This window comes from Actinomycetes bacterium (assembly GCA_024222295.1).
Lineage (GTDB): Bacteria > Actinomycetota > Acidimicrobiia > Acidimicrobiales > Microtrichaceae > JAAEPF01.
In genome coordinates, this window is sequence record JAAEPF010000002.1 from 421,715 (window position 1) to 439,444 (window position 17,730).

The 17,730-nt window shown below is 67.4% G+C and carries 16 protein-coding genes and 1 pseudogene; 16 read left to right on the top strand and 1 reads right to left on the bottom strand.

Annotated elements, in window-relative coordinates:
* Window positions 1-18: 18 nt before the first annotated feature.
* The 13 genes from GY812_01985 to ispG all read left to right on the top strand — a co-directional run bounded on the left by GY812_01985 (window position 19) and on the right by ispG (window position 13,289).
* The gene (locus GY812_01985) at window positions 19-357 is read left to right on the top strand and encodes a helix-turn-helix transcriptional regulator (GenBank protein ID MCP4434255.1); all 339 of its coding nucleotides are present in this window, start codon (window positions 19-21) and stop codon (window positions 355-357) included.
* Window positions 358-668: 311 nt separating this feature from the next.
* Window positions 669-1,409 (top strand): DNA-processing protein DprA, encoded by a 741-nt coding sequence (locus GY812_01990; GenBank protein ID MCP4434256.1) that lies wholly within the window; start codon window positions 669-671, stop codon window positions 1,407-1,409.
* Window positions 1,410-1,571: 162 nt separating this feature from the next.
* Window positions 1,572-2,480: a tyrosine recombinase XerC gene (locus GY812_01995; GenBank protein MCP4434257.1), complete on the top strand. Its 909-nt coding sequence runs from the start codon at window positions 1,572-1,574 to the stop codon at window positions 2,478-2,480.
* 5 nt (window positions 2,481-2,485) lie between these two features.
* Complete coding sequence (gene whiG / locus GY812_02000; GenBank protein MCP4434258.1) at window positions 2,486-3,349, top strand: RNA polymerase sigma factor WhiG; 864 nt, start codon at window positions 2,486-2,488, stop codon at window positions 3,347-3,349.
* Between the two features lie 181 nt (window positions 3,350-3,530).
* Complete coding sequence (locus GY812_02005) at window positions 3,531-3,959, top strand: M23 family metallopeptidase (protein MCP4434259.1); 429 nt, start codon at window positions 3,531-3,533, stop codon at window positions 3,957-3,959.
* Window positions 3,960-4,145: 186 nt separating this feature from the next.
* A complete protein-coding gene (gene rpsB, locus GY812_02010) occupies window positions 4,146-5,075 on the top strand; it encodes a 30S ribosomal protein S2 (protein MCP4434260.1) in 930 nt (309 codons plus the stop codon).
* Window positions 5,075-5,872: a translation elongation factor Ts gene (gene tsf, locus GY812_02015; GenBank protein MCP4434261.1), complete on the top strand. Its 798-nt coding sequence runs from the start codon at window positions 5,075-5,077 to the stop codon at window positions 5,870-5,872. Before rpsB ends, tsf begins: the two co-directional genes overlap by 1 nt.
* Before the next feature lie 119 nt (window positions 5,873-5,991).
* The gene (locus GY812_02020) at window positions 5,992-6,705 is read left to right on the top strand and encodes a UMP kinase (protein MCP4434262.1); all 714 of its coding nucleotides are present in this window, start codon (window positions 5,992-5,994) and stop codon (window positions 6,703-6,705) included.
* A gap of 48 nt (window positions 6,706-6,753) precedes the next feature.
* Window positions 6,754-7,323: a ribosome recycling factor gene (frr, locus tag GY812_02025; protein MCP4434263.1), complete on the top strand. Its 570-nt coding sequence runs from the start codon at window positions 6,754-6,756 to the stop codon at window positions 7,321-7,323.
* Between the two features lie 28 nt (window positions 7,324-7,351).
* A complete protein-coding gene (locus tag GY812_02030) occupies window positions 7,352-8,968 on the top strand; it encodes a phosphatidate cytidylyltransferase (protein MCP4434264.1) in 1,617 nt (538 codons plus the stop codon).
* 108 nt (window positions 8,969-9,076) lie between these two features.
* On the top strand, window positions 9,077-10,234 hold the full coding sequence (locus GY812_02035) for a 1-deoxy-D-xylulose-5-phosphate reductoisomerase (protein MCP4434265.1): 1,158 nt from the start codon (window positions 9,077-9,079) through the stop codon (window positions 10,232-10,234).
* Window positions 10,231-11,997, top strand: coding sequence for a hypothetical protein (locus GY812_02040; GenBank protein ID MCP4434266.1), 1,767 nt, complete (start codon window positions 10,231-10,233; stop codon window positions 11,995-11,997). Before GY812_02035 ends, GY812_02040 begins: the two co-directional genes overlap by 4 nt.
* 59 nt (window positions 11,998-12,056) lie before the next feature.
* Window positions 12,057-13,289, top strand: a complete 1,233-nt coding sequence (gene ispG / locus GY812_02045) for a flavodoxin-dependent (E)-4-hydroxy-3-methylbut-2-enyl-diphosphate synthase (GenBank protein ID MCP4434267.1) — start codon at window positions 12,057-12,059, stop codon at window positions 13,287-13,289.
* Here the strand turns inward: ispG and GY812_02050 are convergent.
* The gene (locus GY812_02050; GenBank protein MCP4434268.1) at window positions 13,267-14,268 is read right to left on the bottom strand and encodes an alpha/beta hydrolase; all 1,002 of its coding nucleotides are present in this window, start codon (window positions 14,266-14,268) and stop codon (window positions 13,267-13,269) included. The genes ispG and GY812_02050 overlap by 23 nt on opposite strands.
* Before the next feature lie 95 nt (window positions 14,269-14,363).
* Here GY812_02050 and GY812_02055 point away from each other — a divergent pair, with 95 nt between their 5' ends.
* The 3 genes and pseudogenes from GY812_02055 to nusA all read left to right on the top strand — a co-directional run bounded on the left by GY812_02055 (window position 14,364) and on the right by nusA (window position 17,718).
* On the top strand, window positions 14,364-15,782 hold the full coding sequence (locus tag GY812_02055; protein ID MCP4434269.1) for a proline--tRNA ligase: 1,419 nt from the start codon (window positions 14,364-14,366) through the stop codon (window positions 15,780-15,782).
* Window positions 15,783-15,967: 185 nt separating this feature from the next.
* On the top strand, window positions 15,968-16,588 hold the full coding sequence (locus tag GY812_02060; protein ID MCP4434270.1) for a ribosome maturation factor RimP: 621 nt from the start codon (window positions 15,968-15,970) through the stop codon (window positions 16,586-16,588).
* Window positions 16,585-17,718: pseudogene (gene nusA / locus GY812_02065) on the top strand (transcription termination/antitermination protein NusA). Before GY812_02060 ends, nusA begins: the two are co-directional and overlap by 4 nt.
* The last annotated feature ends 12 nt before the right edge of the window (window positions 17,719-17,730 follow it).

A 17,730-nucleotide genomic window follows, 5' to 3' on the forward strand; every position in this document is an offset into this window, starting at 1 on the left:
GACCCGACCGTCTGCCACATGGCCGGCTTCACCGGCGTGATCGGCGGGCGATGGAAACTCGGAATACTCTGCACCCTGTCCACTGACGGCAAGGCCCGCTTCAACGAACTCGTGGAACGGCTCCATCCCATCACGCCGACCACGCTGACCCGCCAGCTCCGAGAACTCGAGCGGGACGGGCTGGTCAAGCGAACCCAATACAACGAGATACCCCCAAGAGTGGAGTACGAGGCAACAGAGCTGTCGGCCACGCTCAGACCCGTACTCGACACAATCGCAGAGTGGGTTCACACCCACGCCATTCGAAGTGGCAAAGCGACCGAACCCGCTGGTATCGAGGTCAGCCAACCTGAGTGATCGCGTAGCTCAACGTTCGCGCGCCAAAGGCGCCGAACCGCTGAAGCGTTCGCTCTGAGATGATCGGGTTGGGGTCGGAGCCGGTGTTCAAAGCGCGCATATCGACGAACAGAACTCGCTCCCGCTACCGAGCGAGATCGGCACTTCTGATCGGTGACTGCGCGCCTCCGCACCCGCCCATAACCGCGACTGAGAGCGCGCTGTCGACCACCCGGTAACCGGCGGAGTCGTGCACATCAACGCTCGATAATCCCACAGGCGGGTGACAGCGGCGCGAGGGTTTGAAAGAGTTCGATTAGGCAGTGGCGATCGTGGGCACCCGTCGAGCATCGTCCTACGGGCTGCGTGTGGCCGGCGCCCTGGGCCGGGAGCTCTCCGCAGCCGGAGTGATTGTGGTCTCGGGGCTTGCGCTCGGCATCGATGGCGCCGCGCACCGCGGTGCGCTCGAGGGGCCGGGTGCGGCGTTGGCCGTGATCGGAGCAGGCCACGACCGGCCGTGCCCCACGCGCAACAGGTCGCTCGCCGCGGAAGTGGCCGCCCGCGGCCTGATCCTGAGCGAGGTGCCACCGGGAGTCGGCTCAGCGCCCTGGCGTTATCCGGTACGAAACCGCCTGATCGCGGCGTTCGCCCGAGTGGTCATCGTGGTGGAATCCGCCAGGCGTGGCGGTTCGATGTCCACCGTTGCCGAGGCGTTGGCTCGTGATCGCGCCGTGATGGCCGTCCCGGGTGCTGTCGGACGTCGCTCCAGCGAGGGCTGTCACGACCTGCTGCGCGACGGCGCCGAAGTGTGCACGGGCGCCGACGATGTGCTGGGCCTGCTGGCCATGAACCAGGCCGGCTGCGGGAGCCCGGATTCCGACGGGGGCGTTGCACGGCCTGGGTTGTCCGGCCTCGAGCGGCAGGTGCTCGAGGAGTTGGCCGGGGATCCGCTCACCGTCGACTCGCTGGTACTCCGAACGGGGACGTCGATGGGCCGGATTGCAGGCGTATTGGCGGGACTCGAGGCACGCGGCCGCATCCGGTCGCGATCGGGATGGCTCGAACGAACATGAAATTCTTCACGCTCTCTTGGGGACCACCACAGGATCGCAGCCTCTGCGCGGAAATCTCGCACTACGTGGTAGGGAAAGCACGTGAAGTAGTTGGTAGAGTGATGGCTCGCAAATTGCGGCCGGACTGGTGGGACTGGTGCCGCCCGAGAACAGCGAGCAGTTGTGGACGAAGACGTGTGGCAGACAGAGGGGTTCGTGTCCTCGCTGTCTCTTGCCGACTCCACGGTCGCGGTCTACCGCCGCGAGGTGGAGCACTTCGCCGACTGGGCGGCCCGTGGTGGCCTCGATTCGCCCGTACAGGTCGACCTGGCGGTACTGCGCCGCTATCTGGCATGGCTCACCACGATGAAGCGGGCACCCCGCACGATCAGCCGCATCGCTGCGTGCCTCCGGCGCTACTTCGGCTGGGCCCACCGCCGGGGGATGATCGAGTCCGACCCGTCGGCCGCGCTGCGCTCACCGAGCGGCGGCTCCCGGCTGCCACGGGTGCTGAAGGCCGACGAGCTCAACCAGATCCTCGACGAGACGCCGCCTGCGGACGAGTCTGCAGATTCCGAGCCCGCCGAGCGAACCCTTCGCGACGACCTGGTTCTGGAGATCCTCTATGGCTCGGGCCTGCGGGTGTCGGAGCTATGCGGTCTCGACGTCTCGGACGTCGACCTCGTGCAGAATCGCCTCTCGGTGTGGGGCAAGGGCTCCAAGCAGCGAATGGTCCCACTGTCGGACCCGGCGGCCGACCTCTCCGCGGCCTGGCTGCGTGCCGGACGCGCACGCCACCTCGAGCACACGGGGGCGGAGCCGGCGGAAGCCGCCATGTTCACCAACACCCGCGGCAAGCGGCTTGCGCCACGCGACGTCCGCCGCATCCTCGATCGCCGGTCGCCGGTGCCGACGCACCCGCATGCCCTCCGTCACACCTTCGCCACTCATTTACTGGACGGTGGTGCCGACCTGAGAGAAGTACAGGAACTCCTTGGCCACACCGACGTGGCCACCACCCAGATATATACGCACGTGAGCCTCCAGCGGCTTCAGAGCGTGTATGAAGACGCACACCCGAGGGCGAATTGATTCAGATGACGAAACGCGCAGACCACGACTCAGATAGGGGCGCAGGCAATCCGTTGGATGCCGGTGCCGCTTCGCCGTCGGTGATCCGTGACCGCAACCCCGAACTCCAGGACCTGTGGGATCGCTACAAGGAAGAGCCCACCGAACGCATCCGCGAAACGCTGATCGTGCACTACTCGCCGCTGGTCAAGTACGTGGGCGGCCGAGTCGCCGTGGGCCTCCCGCCCAACGTCGAGCAGTCCGACCTCGTGAGCTACGGCATGTTCGGACTGATCGACGCGATCGACAAGTTCGAGCCCGAACGCGGCTACAAGTTCGAGACGTATGCGATCTCGCGCATCAAGGGAGCGATTCTCGACGAGCTGCGCTCCATCGACTGGGTGCCCAGGTCGGTTCGCTCCAAACTGCGCCAGATCGAAAAGGCGATCGCCAAGCTCGAGTCCCTGCACCACCGTCCGGCCACCGACGCCGAACTCGCCGAGGAACTCGAATGGACCGACGAGCAGCTGCACACGGCGCTCAACCAGATCAGCCAGGTCGGCCTGGCGGCACTCGACGAGGTGCTCACTGTGTCGGGCGACAAGGGTGAGGCAATCACCCTCGGTGACACGATCGCCGACAAGTCCGCCCACGGCCCGATGGGTGCGTTCGAAGTGGCCGAGACCCGCCAGCTCCTTGGCCAGGCGATCAATGCGTTGCCCGAACGCGAGAAGCTCGTGCTCACGCTCTACTACTACGAGTCGATGACGCTGCAGGAAGTTGGCATGGTGCTCGGGGTGACTGAGTCCCGGGTCTGCCAGATCCATACCAAGGCAGTGCTGCACCTGCGCTCCCGACTGCAGGCCGCCGAGCGGATTCCCTCGGAGTGAGCGCCGCCGGAACCTGAGCGGTTCCGGCCAATGAACTGCTTCCCCCGGCATTCGTCCCAACTGGCGTTCGAGGGGAGAGGCAGTGCGCAGATCGAGCTAGAGTGCCGTCCTGGCTGTGGCCGTGCTGTTGGCGGTATCCAGCGGTGCGGCCGGGAGCCCTGGGCTGTCGCCGCTGGTGGGAGTGTCGTCGAGCACGGAGTTCGGCGGTGCACAACCCGGCGACGGCGAGCCATACGTGCTGCCGCTGCAGGCAGTCGTGGTGGATCCGTTCCGGCCGCCCGCGTCGCCATGGGGACCGGGAAACCGGGGATGGGAGTTCGGGAACCCGGGCGGCCAGGAGGTGGTGGCCGTGGGTGCAGGCACGGTTGCCTGGGCCGGCTGGGTGGGAGGTCGGGGAGTGGTCACGATCCGCCACGCCGACGGCATTCTCAGCAGTGTCACGGGGCTGTCGGCGGTCGCCGTGCGCCGGGGTGTGGCGGTGCGGAGGGGCTCACCGATCGGCACCGCAATGGCACACCTTCACCTCGGATTCCGGTTCGACGGTGACTACATCGACCCGGCGATCGTCTACGGCCTGGCGCATCACGCCGTGCTCGTCGGTATGCCCTGAACGGCCCGGCATCTCCTCGGCCACGCACGCGGCCCGCCTTGGGGACCGGGTGCTGGCCGCGGCTACACTCATCCGTCGGCTCGGTACCGGGTCGCACACACAATCATCCGCCCGTTCGCACCTTTCGGTCGCCGGCTTGCCGGCGTAGCAGGACGGGTTTCGAAGAACCGAAGGGAAGGAGACATCGTGACCGCAGTAGTCACCATGAAGCAGCTGCTGGAGGCGGGAGTCCATTTCGGGCACCAGACCCGCCGCTGGAACCCCAAGATGAAGCGATTCATCCATGGGGACCGGGGCGGCATCTACCTGATCGACCTCAACAAGACCCTCGCGGGGATCGAGCAGTCCTACACCTACGTCCGTGATCTGGTCGCCGACGGCGGCACGATCCTCTTCATCGGCACCAAGAAGCAGGCCCAGGATCCGATCCAGGGCTACGCCGAGAAGTGCGGCATGCCCTACATCAACCAGCGCTGGCTGGGCGGCATGCTCACGAACTTCGAGACGATCTCCACGCGCGTCGCCAAGATGAAGAACCTGCAGCGCATGCGCGACTCGGGCGAGTTCGACGTGATGCCCAAGAAGGAAGCGCTGCTTCTCAACCGCGAGCTCATCAAGCTCGAGCGCAACCTCAACGGCATCCGCAACCTCGAGCGCCTTCCTGACGCCGTGTTCATCCTCGACACCAAGAAGGAAGACATCGCGGTCACCGAGGCCAACAAGCTCGGCATCTCGGTGGTGGCGGTTGTGGACACCAACTGTGACCCCGACGTGATCGACTACGTCATCCCGGGCAACGACGATGCCATCCGGTCGGGTGACCTCATGTGCCGTGTGGTCGCCGACGCCGTCATCGAGGGCAAGATCATGCGCTCGAAGAAGCACCCCGAAGCGGCCGCTCCGAAGGAGCGCAGCGCGGACGAGGAAGCCGAGCACGCCAAGGCCCAGGCAAAGGCCCGTACCGAAGCCGCTGCCGCTGCTGCGCAGCGCGAAGCCCGCGTTGCAGCAAACAAGGCGGAGCCCGCGCCCGAGGCGTCGCCAGCCGAGGAGGCGAAGCCCTCCGAGACGCCCTCCGAAGCCCCTGCTGAGGCCGAGGGCACCGGAGGAGACGCCTGATGCCCGAGTTCACAGCCAAGGACGTCAAGGCGCTCCGCGATGCCACGGGCGCCGGCATGATGGATGCCAAGAAGGCCCTCACCGAGGCCGACGGCGACATGGACAAGGCTGCGCAGATCCTGCGTGAAAAGGGCCTTTCGAAGGTCGCAACCCTCGAGGACCGCGAGAACAGCCAGGGTGCGGTCGCAGTCGCCCGCGACGGAAACAAGGTCGCTCTCGTGGAGCTGAAGTCCGAAACCGACTTCTCGGCCAAGGCCGAGGACTTCTCGAGCCTCGTCCAGCAGCTTGCCGACGCGGTGCTGGCCGAAGGCCCCGATGCGGCCACTTCGGAGGCCAACGTCAAGGCGGTCGATGACCTCAAGATCGCCAAGAAGGAGAACATCGCGCTGGGCGAGGTGGCCTACTTCGAAGCGGCCGATGGCAACGGAGTGGACGCCTACGTTCACGTACAGGACGGTCGTGGGGCCAACGGCGTAGTCATCGAGATCGAGGGTGCCGACGACGAGGCCGCCCATGAGATCGCCCTGCACTGCGCCTTTGCGAAGCCCGATGCCCTCACCCGCGACGAGATCGACGCTGCGCTGGTCGAGAAGGCTCGCGAAGGCTTCGAGGCGCTCACCATCAAGGAGGGCAAGCCCGAGCAGGCGATCCCCAAGATCGTCGAGGGACGCCTCAACTCCTGGTACGGCGAGCGCGTGCTGCCCGAACAAGGCCTGTTCGGCGACAAGGAGACCGTGCAGGACAAGCTCGGCGACGCGAAGATCGTCAGGTTCGCACAGGCGTACATCGGAGCCTGACCCGTTCGTGGTTGTCGACCGGCTCCGGCCGGCAACCACGGGCAACCGATCACACCCAACCCGAACCCTGCAGGAGGGCACCCGTGGGCAACGTTTCCGGTTCCAGCACACCAGAGCGGTTGGAGCCACGTTGGTCGAGGGTCCTCATCAAGCTGTCGGGCGAAGCCTTCGCCGGTGATACCGGCTTCGGTATCGACGGCGACGTCATCAACGACCTCGCGGCCGAGCTCGTGGACGCCAAGGCCATCTTCGACGTCGACATCGCCGTGGTCGTCGGCGGCGGCAACATCTGGCGTGGGATGAGTGGCCAGGGAGCGGGCATGGACCGCGCCCAGGCCGACTACATGGGAATGCTCGGCACCGTGATCAACGCGCTGGCGCTGCAGGAGACCCTCGAACGCCTGGGCCAGCCCACCCGGGTTCAGACCGCCATCCACATGTCCCAGGTGGCCGAGCCCTACATCCGTCGTCGCGCCATCCGCCACCTCGAAAAGGGCCGTGTGGTCATCTTCGCCGCCGGCACGGGCAACCCGTTCTTCACCACGGACACCACCGCCGCTCTGCGTGCCGTCGAGATCGATGCCGAGGCCATCCTGATGGGCAAGAACGGCACCGATGGGGTGTACACGGCCGACCCCCGCACCGACCCGGACGCAGAGATGCTCGCCGAGGTGTCGTTCATGGAGGTGCTCAAGCGAGAGCTCAAGGTCATGGACTCCACGGCCACCTCGCTCTGCATGGACAACGACCTTCCGATCTGTGTGTTCGACCTGCTGGGCCGCAACGTCGCACGCCTGCTCGGCGGGGAGCACGTCGGTACCGTGGTTTCCTGATCGGACGCTTCACACTGTTCGGTGTGCTTGTGTGCGAAGCTGGTCCGAATGAGTGACGAGCTGGCTGAGGCCATCATCGAAGACGCGGGCGAGCGGATGTCCAGCGCGGTCGATCACGCGCGTGAGGAGTTCGCCGGGATTCGCACGGGCCGCGCCAACCCGGGGCTGGTCGAGAAGCTGCCCGTCGAGTACTACGGCAGCACCGTGCCCATGCAGCAACTGGCCTCGTTCTCGGTGCCCGATGCGCGCATGTTGATGATAAGCCCATTCGACAAGGGGTCGATCAACGGAATCGAGCGGGCGATCATCGACGCCAACCTCGGGCTCAATCCTTCCAACGACGGTGCGGCCATCCGCCTCACGTTCCCCCAGCTCACCGAGGAGCGCCGCCGGGACTTCGTTCGCCTGGCCAAGGGGCGTGCCGAAGAGAGCCGCAACGCCCTTCGGGGCAGCCGGCGCGATGCGCGCAAGGACCTCGAATCGATGGAGAAGGACGGCGACCTCTCCGAGGACGACCTCCGCCGGTACGAGGAATCCTTGGACAAGATGACCAAGAAGTACGAGCAAGCGATCGATGAAGCCCTCGACCACAAGACAGCGGAGCTGATGGAGGCGTGAGCGAGAGCTCGCCACCGCGGAGGATCCGATGACCGACGACGAGACACGAGACGACGACCAGTCCGGCGAGGAGGAGCCGGCGGCGACTCCACGCGAGCCAACCGAGGGCGTGCGAATCCTCGGCGCGCAGGAGGCAGCCGAGGCGACCGGGCGCCACGACGTGGTTCGTCGCGGCGACCGCTCCAAGCGCTATGGCGACCGTCCCGACTCCCCGGAGGACCACGGCGATCTACCGAAGATCACCATCTCGTCCACCGAGAACCCGCCAACCGGGCCCGGTGACCGTTTCGGCGAGGTGCCGATCGTGCCGGCCGACGGCTCCACGGAGCCACCCGCCGAGGGCGCAGGTCATGCCCGCGTTGCACCCGGTGAGCCGCTGTTCGAGGACGACTCGGCGTATGAACCCGATGAGAGCGATGACTCGTTCGTGCTTCCGCACTGGACCGAGCCCGCCACGGGGCAGGTCCCGAAGGTGGTAACCGAGGAGAACGTCGACGAAGCCGACTCCGCCGGCCAACCGCGCTGGATGGACGAGTCCGACCACGGCGGTGGCGGATTCGACGATCTCGTCGAGGACTCGCCACGGCTGGGTGCCCTCGGTGGCCAGGGTGGCGGCCTCGAACCGGCCGCTGCGGACGAGTTCTTCGACAGCGAGGCCGATCGCGATCCGCTCGCGGCATTCGGCCCGCGTGACGAGCCGGTCGACACCGAGTCCCGCAGGCGCGAGCGGCCCCGGCGCCAGTCGGGCCCGGGCGCCGGTGGGCCACCGCCCGGACGTGGCTCCGGTGGCGGCTCGGGTGACCGCAACCTGCCCGTCGCCATCGCTGTCGGCGTAGGCCTGGTCGCCCTGGGTCTCATCTGCTTCACGCTCGGCACGGTCCCCACCATGTTGCTGGCGACAGCGGTCGTCGGGCTGGCCGGCTTCGAGTACTTCAGCGCCGTGCGCGAGGTGGGTTACAACCCCGCGACCCTCGTCGGCCTGGTGGCCCTGGGTGGGCTCATGATCGGCCCGGCACTGTTCGGGCTGTCCGCGTATCCGGTGGTGCTCGCGATCACGGTCCTGTCGGGCCTCATCTGGTACCTGCTGGTGTCCCCCGGAGAGGGGTCCGTACCCAACCTGGCGATCACGTTGCTCGGCGTGATGTGGATAGGCATGCTCGGCTCCTTCGCGGGGCTGTTCCTCGGCCTGGGTGACGTGGTGGCCGACCGCAACGGCCTCGACACCAACCCGGGCATCGGTGTGCTGATCGCGGCGGTGATCGCCGCGGTGTCATACGACATCGGCGGCTACTTCATCGGTCGCCAGTTCGGCCGTACGCCGCTGTCGGAGGCCAGTCCCAACAAGACCCAGGAGGGCTTCGGGGGCGGGCTCGTCGTGTCCGTGGTCGCCACCACGATCATCGTGAGCTTCATTTCGCCGATAGGTGACAGCTTCTTCGAGACCGTGGTGTTCGCCCTGCTCTGTGCCATCGCCGCGCCGGTCGGAGACCTCAGCGAGTCGTTCGTGAAGCGCGACCTCGGCATCAAGGACATGGGATCCGTGCTGCCGGGCCACGGTGGGGTGCTCGACCGGTTCGACTCGATGCTGTTCGTGTTGCCGGTGGCATACCTCGTCACGATTCCGCTCGGCATCTGGACCGCCTGAGCGCCACGATCCAACGACGAGCCGGCTCCACCGACGGTTCGGGCGTGGCTGGGTCGATCCACAGCCCGCAGGGGGCCACGACGGGGCCACCGGTACAGTTGTAGCCCGATGACCACTGTCGCCCTGCTGGGATCAACCGGGTCGATCGGCACCCAGGCGGTTGATGTCGTGGCGGCCGAAGAGGACCGCTTCGAGATCGTCGCCATCGGTGCCGGATCCTCCGTCGGCCCACTTGCGGCGCAGGCGCGCAAGCTGCGCCCGAAGGTCGTGGCGATCGCGGATGAGTCAGGCGCTTCGGAGTTGCGCTCCGAGCTCCCTGCCGGCACGGAGCTGCTGGTCGGGCCAGACGCCATGGCCGAGGCCGCAGTCGTGGCCGACGTGGCCGTGAACGGCGTCGTCGGCTTCGCGGGTCTTTCGGTGACCCTCGAAGTGCTGCGTGCTGGCAAGCGTCTGGCGCTTGCCAACAAGGAGTCGCTGATCGCCGCGGGTCCGATCGTGCAGCCTCTGCGCGAGACCCCGGGAGCGGAATTGATCCCGGTGGACAGCGAACACGCAGCGGTGCACATGTGTCTGCGTGCAGGTGAAGGGACGCGCCGGCTCCACAAGGTCGTGCTCACGGCCTCGGGAGGGCCGTTCCTCGGTCGCAGCCGTTCCGATCTCGAGCAGGTCACCGTGCAGGAGGCGTTGGCTCACCCCACATGGTCGATGGGCCCGAAGATCACGGTCGACTCCTCGACCCTGATGAACAAGGGCCTGGAGGTGATCGAAGCCCACGAGCTGTTCGGGGTCGGCTACGACGACATCGATGTGGTCGTGCACCCGCAGTCGATAGTGCACTCGATGGCCACCTTTTCCGACGGCGCCACGATCGCCCAGTTGTCCCTGCCCGACATGCGGCTGCCCATTGCCTACGCGCTGGCGTACCCCGATCGCACTGGCACGCCATTCGGTGAGATCGACTTCGGCGAGGCGTTCTCGCTCGACTTCGAGCCACCCGACCGCAACTCGTTCGGGTGCCTCTCCCTCGCCTACCGCGCCGGTCGCGAAGGAGGGACCGCCCCGGCGTGGCTCTCCGCCGCCAACGAAGAGGTGGTGGAGGGGTTCCTCGAGGGTCGGATCGCCTGGATCGACATCGCATCGGTGCTTGCCTCGGTGATGGACCACTGGCCGGGCGTAGCCGCGGCCACTCTGCAGGACGTGATGGAGGCCGATGCCGGCGGCCGTAGGGTGGCCAGGGAGCTGCTCGAGGCAGGAGTGAAGGCATGACCGACCAGGACACGAGGTCAGCCGGCGGAGGTCCCGATCGCCGGCCCGACGACGCGTCGACTCCCGTTGCCGACGGTGGCGGCGCTCCCGGCGCTGAGGACACCGGCCGCGGCCTGTTCGAGAACCGACTCGCGCGGGTGGGCGGGATCGCCCTGTTCGCAGCACTCGTGTTGGCCGGCGTCGTGACAGGAGCAATCGGTTGGCAGTTCACGGTGCTCGTGCTGGTGCCGGTGCTCGCTGCCATGGGGTTCGCCGAGGCCGGTCTGCCCCAGCAGTCTTCGTGGGCCCGCGTCGGCGCCGTGCTCGGACTGGTGCTCTGGTTGGCCTTCACCGGCGGGCTGCCGATGCTCCTGGTGGTCGGTGCCGTCGTGCTGATGATCTTCCTGCACGAACTCGGTCACTACCTGGCTGCTCGCTGGTCGGGCATGAAGGTCACAGAGTTCTTCCTCGGCTTCGGCACGCGGCTGTGGTCGTTTCGTCGAGGCGAAACCGAGTTCGGCCTGAAGGCCATCCCGGCAGGGGCCTACGTCAAGATCATCGGAATGAACAACCTGGAGGACGTCGATCCCGCCGACGAGGCGAAGACCTACCGCCAGGCACCGTTTCGCAACCGCATGGCGGTTGCAGTGGCCGGCTCCGCCATGCACTTCGCCCTCGCGCTGGTGTTGCTTGTGGTCCAGTTCGCGTTCATCGGCCGTGCCGACGACAGCCGCTGGCTGGTCGGTGAGCTCACCGACGGCGGCGCCGCACAGGCAGCAGGGCTCGTCGAGGGGGATCGGATCATCAGCTTCGCAGGTGAGCCGGTCGCGTCCTTCGGCGACTTCCGGGACCAGATCACCGGCGCATCGGGCTCGGTCCCGGTGGTCGTCGAGCGCGATGGCGTCGAGCAGACGATCAACGTCGAGCTGATCCAGCGCGCCAAGGTGATCGGCACCGTCGGCAGCGACATCGACGTGCTGGAGGGGCCTGATGGGCTCACCGTGGGTCCGCTGATGCCCAACGGGCGGGCGGAGCGGGCGGGACTCGAAACCGGACAGGTGATCGTGGCTGTCAACGGCGAGTCAGTCGGTGGAGTCGACGATCTCCTTGCGGCCGTCAGCAGCATCGAGGGCGGCGAGATCGAGTTCACGGTGACTGACGGCGGGGGCGCCGGCACTTCCACCGCCACGGTCGACCTGGGCAGCCAACTCGGCCACACGGAGCCCGCCACGTTCCTCGGGGTCAGCGGCGATCCACTCCTGGTCACCGACTCGGTGACGGGTGCGGTCGGGAGTTCGTTCGTGGAGTTCGGCCGCGGAGTGGGCGCGAGTGTCGTGGGGATCGCCACCGTGTTCAATCCGCCCGAGTTGCTGGGCTTCTTCTCCAACACGGTCACGGGTACCGACAAGGACGTCACCGCGGAACCCACTCCGTCCGAGGAGGTTGCGATCTCGACCGACGCCGGGCGGCCCACGTCGATCATCGGGGCGGTCGCCTATGGAGCCGATCTCACGGGAGAGAACGTGTCGAACCTGATCGGGTTCCTGATCGGGCTCAACATATTCATCGGCGTGTTCAACCTCGTGCCCCTGTTGCCATTCGACGGCGGCCACGTGGCGATCGCGGTGTACGAGAAGGCCCAGGAGCTCCGCAAGCGCACCAGGAAGCGCTACATAGCGGACGTGACCCGAATGATCCCGGTCGCCTACACGGTGGTCATGCTCCTGGCAGTCGTGGGTCTGCTCGCGGTGTACCTCGACGTCACCCGCGGCGTGTCGCTCTGAGCTACGCGACCGGCGGCCGCCGTCGGGGTGCCGGCACGCGGTGGCGGTAGTCTGCGGTCATGGAAGCCGGAGCGATCACCTTCGAGCGCCGCAAGACGCGCCAGATAACCGTTGGTGACGTACCCGTCGGTGGGGGAGCACCGGTCACGGTGCAGTCGATGACCACGACCCGCACGGCGGATGTCGACGGCACGCTCCAGCAGATCTATGCGCTCGCCGCCGCGGGTTGCGACATCGTGCGGTGCACCTGCAACGAGATCGAGGCAGCCGAAGGCCTGGCCCACATCGTGCCGCGCAGCCCGATTCCGGTGATCGCGGACATTCACCACCAGTACCGGATGGCGCTGGCCGCGATGGATGCCGGCGTACACGGCCTTCGCCTCAACCCGGGCAACATCCGTAAGCCGGAGCACATCAAGGCTGTGGCGAGCGAGGCGCGCGACCGCAACGTGCCGATCCGCATCGGCGTCAACGGCGGGTCGCTCGACCCGGCGCTGTACGAGCGCCACGGCAACAAGGTCACCCCGGAGGCGATGGTCGAGTCGGCCCTCGGCGAACTGGCCATGTTCGAAGAGGTCGACTTCGACCTCGTGAAGATCTCGGTGAAGGCGTCCAATGTGCCGCTGATGATCGAGGCCTACCGCCAGCTGGCGGACGCCACCGACGTGCCCCTGCACCTCGGCGTGACCGAGGCCGGGCCGCTGCCCGAGGGCTACATCAAGGCCACCGCCGGAATCGCCTCACTGCTTGCCGAGGGAATCGGCGACACGATCCGCTACTCGCTGACCGCCGATCCCGTCGAGGAGGCCCGAGCCGGAAGGGTGCTGCTCGAGTCCTACGGCTTGCGCGAGCGAAGCAACGTCGACCTCATCGCATGTCCGTCGTGTGGTCGGGCGGAAGTCGACGTGATCGAAGTGGCCGAATCGGCTCGCGCGGCGCTGGCTGACCGTGAGCTGCCCTTGCAGGTGGCAGTGATGGGCTGTGTGGTCAACGGGCCGGGTGAGGCGCGCGATGCCGACATCGGTATCGCTGCCGGACGCGCCCGCGGCCACTTGTTCGTGAAGGGGCAGAACGTCGCCGTGGTGCCCGAGGCCGAAATGGTCGACACTCTCGTGGAGTGGGCCGAGTTCATAGCCGAGCATGGCACCGACGCTGCGCTGGCCCGCGTTGACACCGAGAAGGCCGCCCGGGAAGCGGAACGCGACCGGGCGGCGTTGCTCGACGAGCAGGGCGATGACGCCAACGCCGCGAGTCAGCGTGTGGAGTTGATCAACCGACGCCGCTCGGAGTGACCGCGCGCTCGCGGATCAGGTCCGCGAGCGTCCACGGGTCTTCCTGCATGACCTGATGGCCGATCCCCTCGAGGATGTGCAGCTCGGTTTGCGCTCCGAGGCTGTCGGCCAGCATCCGGCCGTGGCGGGGTGGGGTGAGGCGGTCAAGTGTGCCGGTGACCACCGAGGACTCGATGCCGCTAGCACCGACGGTGTCGCGGATGTCGTGCTTGACGATGGCATGCGATGCATCGGTCAGTGAGTCGGGCGCCATGTCGGCCATCATCTGGCGGAGCTGTTCCACGGCGGCTGCAGTCGCGTCAACGCCGAAGGCCCTGCGCAGGATCACCCGGCTCAGGTTGCCCTCCGGCCACCCGTAGCGGAACCGGTTGCCCATTCCGCCGGTGGCCACGAGCACGGCTGCTTCGTGGCGGATCGTGTCCGGGTCGTGTGCGACCGGATGCATCGGTGCTGCACTGGTGGCCAGGAACATGCCGTGCGCGATCCGCCGCTGGGCTGCGGCACGGTGGTCCACGTAGGTGCGGCCGAGGGCCATGCCGCCCATCGAATGGCCCACGACGACGGCGCTGTCGACATCGAGGTGGGAGAGCGCGGTCACGAGGTCTGTGCCGACCGCCTGCAGGGACACGCCCTCATCCCCGGCCTGGGACTCACCGTGGCCGCGCATGTCCCAGGCGAGCACGCGGTGGTCATCGCCGAGCAACGCCAGCAGCGGCGACCAGACGTCCCACTGCAGCGTGACGCCGTGCAGCAGCACGACCGCTGGTCCGCTGCCTCGTTCGGCGACATGCACCGTGCCGCCGTCGAAGGTGGGGATCCGGTGGTGCTCGATGCCCTCGGGCGGGCTCAGCAACGGATCGAGGCGGTCGTCGGTCGTGGCCGCGATGCTGTTGCCCCGGGCCTTCACGGCGAGGGCTCCGGCGGTTGCCATCGCTGCGGCCATCGCGCCTGCGGTCATCAGCTTCCTGGGTGCACCCATGCCCCCAACCTACGCGGCCCGCGATCCACGCAGGACCGCGCCGCGGCTGCAATGCAATAACGGGGCAACTGGGGGCACCGCTACGATCGGCGGCCATGGCAAAGGCCCCCATCCTCACACCCCAGTCCGAGGACTTCCCCCGGTGGTACCAGGACCTGCTGACCAAGGCGGAACTGGCCGAGAACGGGCCGGTTCGAGGAACCATGGTGATCCGGCCCTACGCCTATGCGATCTGGGAGCGGATGGTCTCCGAGATGGACGACCGCATCAAGGCCGCCGGCGCCGAGAACGCGTACTTCCCCTTGCTCATCCCCGAGAGCTACCTGCAGCGCGAGGCGGAGCACGTCGAAGGCTTCAGCCCCGAGCTGGCCGTGGTCACCCACGCAGGGGGCAAGGACCTCGAGGAGCCCGCCGTGGTGCGGCCGACCTCGGAGACGGTGATCGGCGAGTACATGGCCAAGTGGGTGCAGTCCTACCGCGACCTGCCGTTGCTGCTGAACCAGTGGGCCAACGTGGTGCGCTGGGAGCTGCGCCCGAGGGTGTTCCTGCGCACCTCGGAGTTCCTGTGGCAGGAGGGCCACACCGCGCACGCAACCGAGGCCGAGGCCGGCGCGTATGCCCGCCGCATCCTCGAGGACGTGTACCGCGACTTCATGGTCGAGGTGCTGGCCATGCCCGTGTTCGTGGGCTGCAAGACCGCGGCCGAACGATTCGCCGGTGCCACCAACACGCTGGCCCTGGAGGCGATGATGCGCGACGGCAAGGCGCTGCAGATGGGAACCAGCCACGAGCTGGGCCAGAACTTCGCCAAGGCGTTCTCCATGGAGTACCTCGACTCCGAGGGCAACCAGCAAACGTGCTGGACCACCTCGTGGGGCACGACCACGCGGATGATCGGCGGGTTGATCATGGGTCATGGCGACGATGCCGGCCTGCGGGTGCCGCCCAGGCTTGCGGCGCGCCAGGCAGTGGTGCTGGTGGTGCGTGACGACGACGACCACTCGGTCTCCCGGGCGGCCGAAACCCTGGTGGGCGAACTCCAGGCAACCGGTGTGCGGGCATCCCTCGACGCGCGGACCGACACCGCGTTTGGTCGCCGAGCCACGGAATGGGAACTCAAGGGGGTGCCGCTGCGCATCGAGTTGGGTCCCCGCGACCTCGCGGAGGGCAATGTGGTGGTCGCCCGCCGCGATGGCACCGAGAAGGTCACCCATGGCCTGACCGGTGTGGCCGGCACGATTCCGGACCTGCTCCAGGAGATGCAGTCGGCCATGCTCGCGGAGGCCACCAGCTTCCGCGACGACAACACGCACCCGGTGTCCACGGTCGCCGAGGCGCTCGAGGTGGCCGAAACGGGTTTCGCGCGAATCCCCTGGGCAGACCTGGGAGAGGCCGGCGAGGAGGAGCTGGCCCGCCAGGCCATCACGGTCAGGTGCCTGCAGGGGCCCGACGGCGAGGTGCCCGAGTCCCAGGACGCGAGCGGAGTGACCGCGCTCGTGGCCCGGGCCTACTGAGGCGGTACGGCAGCCCGCGGCACCCGGCTCCCGGATTGTCGTCGCTTGCGGCCTGACCGCAGGCCACCTTCGGTCCTATACTGGCGAATTCCGGGTTCCGGGGGGCGTGGGCGTTGCCCACGCCTTTTGCTTGGATCCGCACAGGTACCGAAGAGCACCCGCCCACCACGACGAAGGAGGCACAGTTGAGCGCAACCACCGACCGTGTCTCCAGCGTGGTCGGCCCCGTGGCTAGCCGCCTGGGCCTGACCGTCTACGACATCGACCAGCCCGGCGGCACACTGCGCATCCTGCTCGACGCCGACGGTGGCGTCGACCTCGACACACTCACCCAGGCCACCCGCGAGATCTCCGCTGCGCTCGATGATGCCGAGCCGGTCGCCGGCTCGTACACCCTCGAGGTGTCGAGCCCCGGACTCGAGCGGCCGCTGCGTCGGCCGGAGCACTTTGCAGCCGCGGTCGGCGAGCGGGTCAAGGTGAAGCTGATGCCGGGCGTCGACGGTGAACGTCGTGCAGATGGCGAGCTGGCTGGCATCGATGGCAACACGGTGAGGATCGTGTCAGGCGGTGAGGAGCGGGAAGTCTCGATCGACGACATCTCGAGCGCACGCACCGTGTTCGAGTGGGGTCCGGGTGGACCCGACACGCGGGGCAAGTCCAACAAGTCCTCCGGCAAGTCGGCCCGGTCCGGCAAGCCGAAGAAGCCTGCCAGGTCCAACAAGGCAGCACGCCCCGCCAAGGCCGGGGTGACCACAACTGAATCAACAACTGAATCAACAACAGAATCCAGTGAGGAAACCCAATGAATCCCGAGATGATGGAGGCCCTGACCGCCCTTGCCGCTGACCGCGGCATCTCCGTGGACACGCTGTTCGCAGCACTCGCGGAGGCACTCGAGGCTGCCTACAAGAAGCAGCCCGAGGCCTACGAGTTCTCGTGGGTCAACATCGACACCGAGACCGGTGAGATGCGGGTGTTCGCCCAGGAGCTCGATGAAGATGGCGAGCCCGAGGGGCCGGAACTGGACGTCACCCCTGACGACTTCGGCCGCATCGCAGCGCAGACGGTGCGCCAGGTGATGACCCAGCGCATCCGCGAGGCCGAGCGCGAGCTCAAGTACGAGGAGTACGCAGGCCGCGAGGGCGACATCGTGACCGGCATCATCCAGCAGAGCGATGCTCGCTACACGCTGCTCGACCTCGGCCGGGTGGAGGCACTCCTGCCGCAGTCCGAGCAGGTCAACTTCGAGCGCCCCGAGCCCGGCGAGAGGGTGAAGGCCTACATCGTTGAGGTCCGCAAGACCATCAAGGGCCCCCAGATCGTCGTGTCGCGCACCCACCCGGGCCTGGTGAAGCGCCTGTTCGAGCTCGAGGTGCCCGAGATCGCCGACGGTGTCGTCGAGATGCGTGCCTGCGCCCGCGAGCCCGGCCAGCGCACCAAGATCGCCGTGTGGTCCAACGACGCCAACATCGACCCGGTCGGCGCCTGCGTGGGTGCCCGTGGCGCCCGGGTGCGCCAGGTGGTCAACGAGCTGCGAGGCGAGAAGATAGACATCGTGCCCTTCTCGGAGGACCGCGACGACTTCGTGATGAAAGCCCTCCAGCCCGCCAGGGTCAAGGAAGTGCGCATCGACGAGGAAACCGCTCAGGCCGACGTGATCGTGCCCGACCAGCAGCTTTCCCTCGCCATCGGCAAGGAGGGCCAGAACGCTCGCCTCGCCAGCCGCCTTGCCGGGCTGCGCATCGACATCCGTTCCGAGACCGACATCGCCGAACAGGAAGCCTACGAAGAGGCCTACAGCGGCGACTCGTGGGCCGATGGCGAGTGGGTCACCCACCCCGACACCGGCGAGCAGATGTGGCAGCCGGCTGATGGCAGCGCCCCGCTCACATACGAGCAGTGGGAAGCCTCGCAGGCCTCCGCTGATGCTCAAGCCACGGACGACGAG

Excerpts from the sequence above, each read along its gene's own strand:
- GY812_02055 (MCP4434269.1), top strand. The coding sequence starts at position 14,364 with ATGGCAAAGGCCCCCATCCTCACACCCCAGTCCGAGGACTTCCCCCGG.
- ispG (MCP4434267.1), top strand. The coding sequence starts at position 12,057 with ATGGAAGCCGGAGCGATCACCTTCGAGCGCCGCAAGACGCGCCAGATA.
- tsf (MCP4434261.1), top strand. The coding sequence starts at position 5,075 with ATGCCCGAGTTCACAGCCAAGGACGTCAAGGCGCTCCGCGATGCCACG.
- GY812_02050 (MCP4434268.1), bottom strand. The coding sequence starts at position 14,268 with ATGGGTGCACCCAGGAAGCTGATGACCGCAGGCGCGATGGCCGCAGCG.
- GY812_02030 (MCP4434264.1), top strand. The coding sequence starts at position 7,352 with ATGACCGACGACGAGACACGAGACGACGACCAGTCCGGCGAGGAGGAG.
- GY812_02035 (MCP4434265.1), top strand. The coding sequence starts at position 9,077 with ATGACCACTGTCGCCCTGCTGGGATCAACCGGGTCGATCGGCACCCAG.
- GY812_01985 (MCP4434255.1), top strand. The coding sequence starts at position 19 with ATGGCCGGCTTCACCGGCGTGATCGGCGGGCGATGGAAACTCGGAATA.
- whiG (MCP4434258.1), top strand. The coding sequence starts at position 2,486 with ATGACGAAACGCGCAGACCACGACTCAGATAGGGGCGCAGGCAATCCG.
- frr (MCP4434263.1), top strand. The coding sequence starts at position 6,754 with ATGAGTGACGAGCTGGCTGAGGCCATCATCGAAGACGCGGGCGAGCGG.
- GY812_02040 (MCP4434266.1), top strand. The coding sequence starts at position 10,231 with ATGACCGACCAGGACACGAGGTCAGCCGGCGGAGGTCCCGATCGCCGG.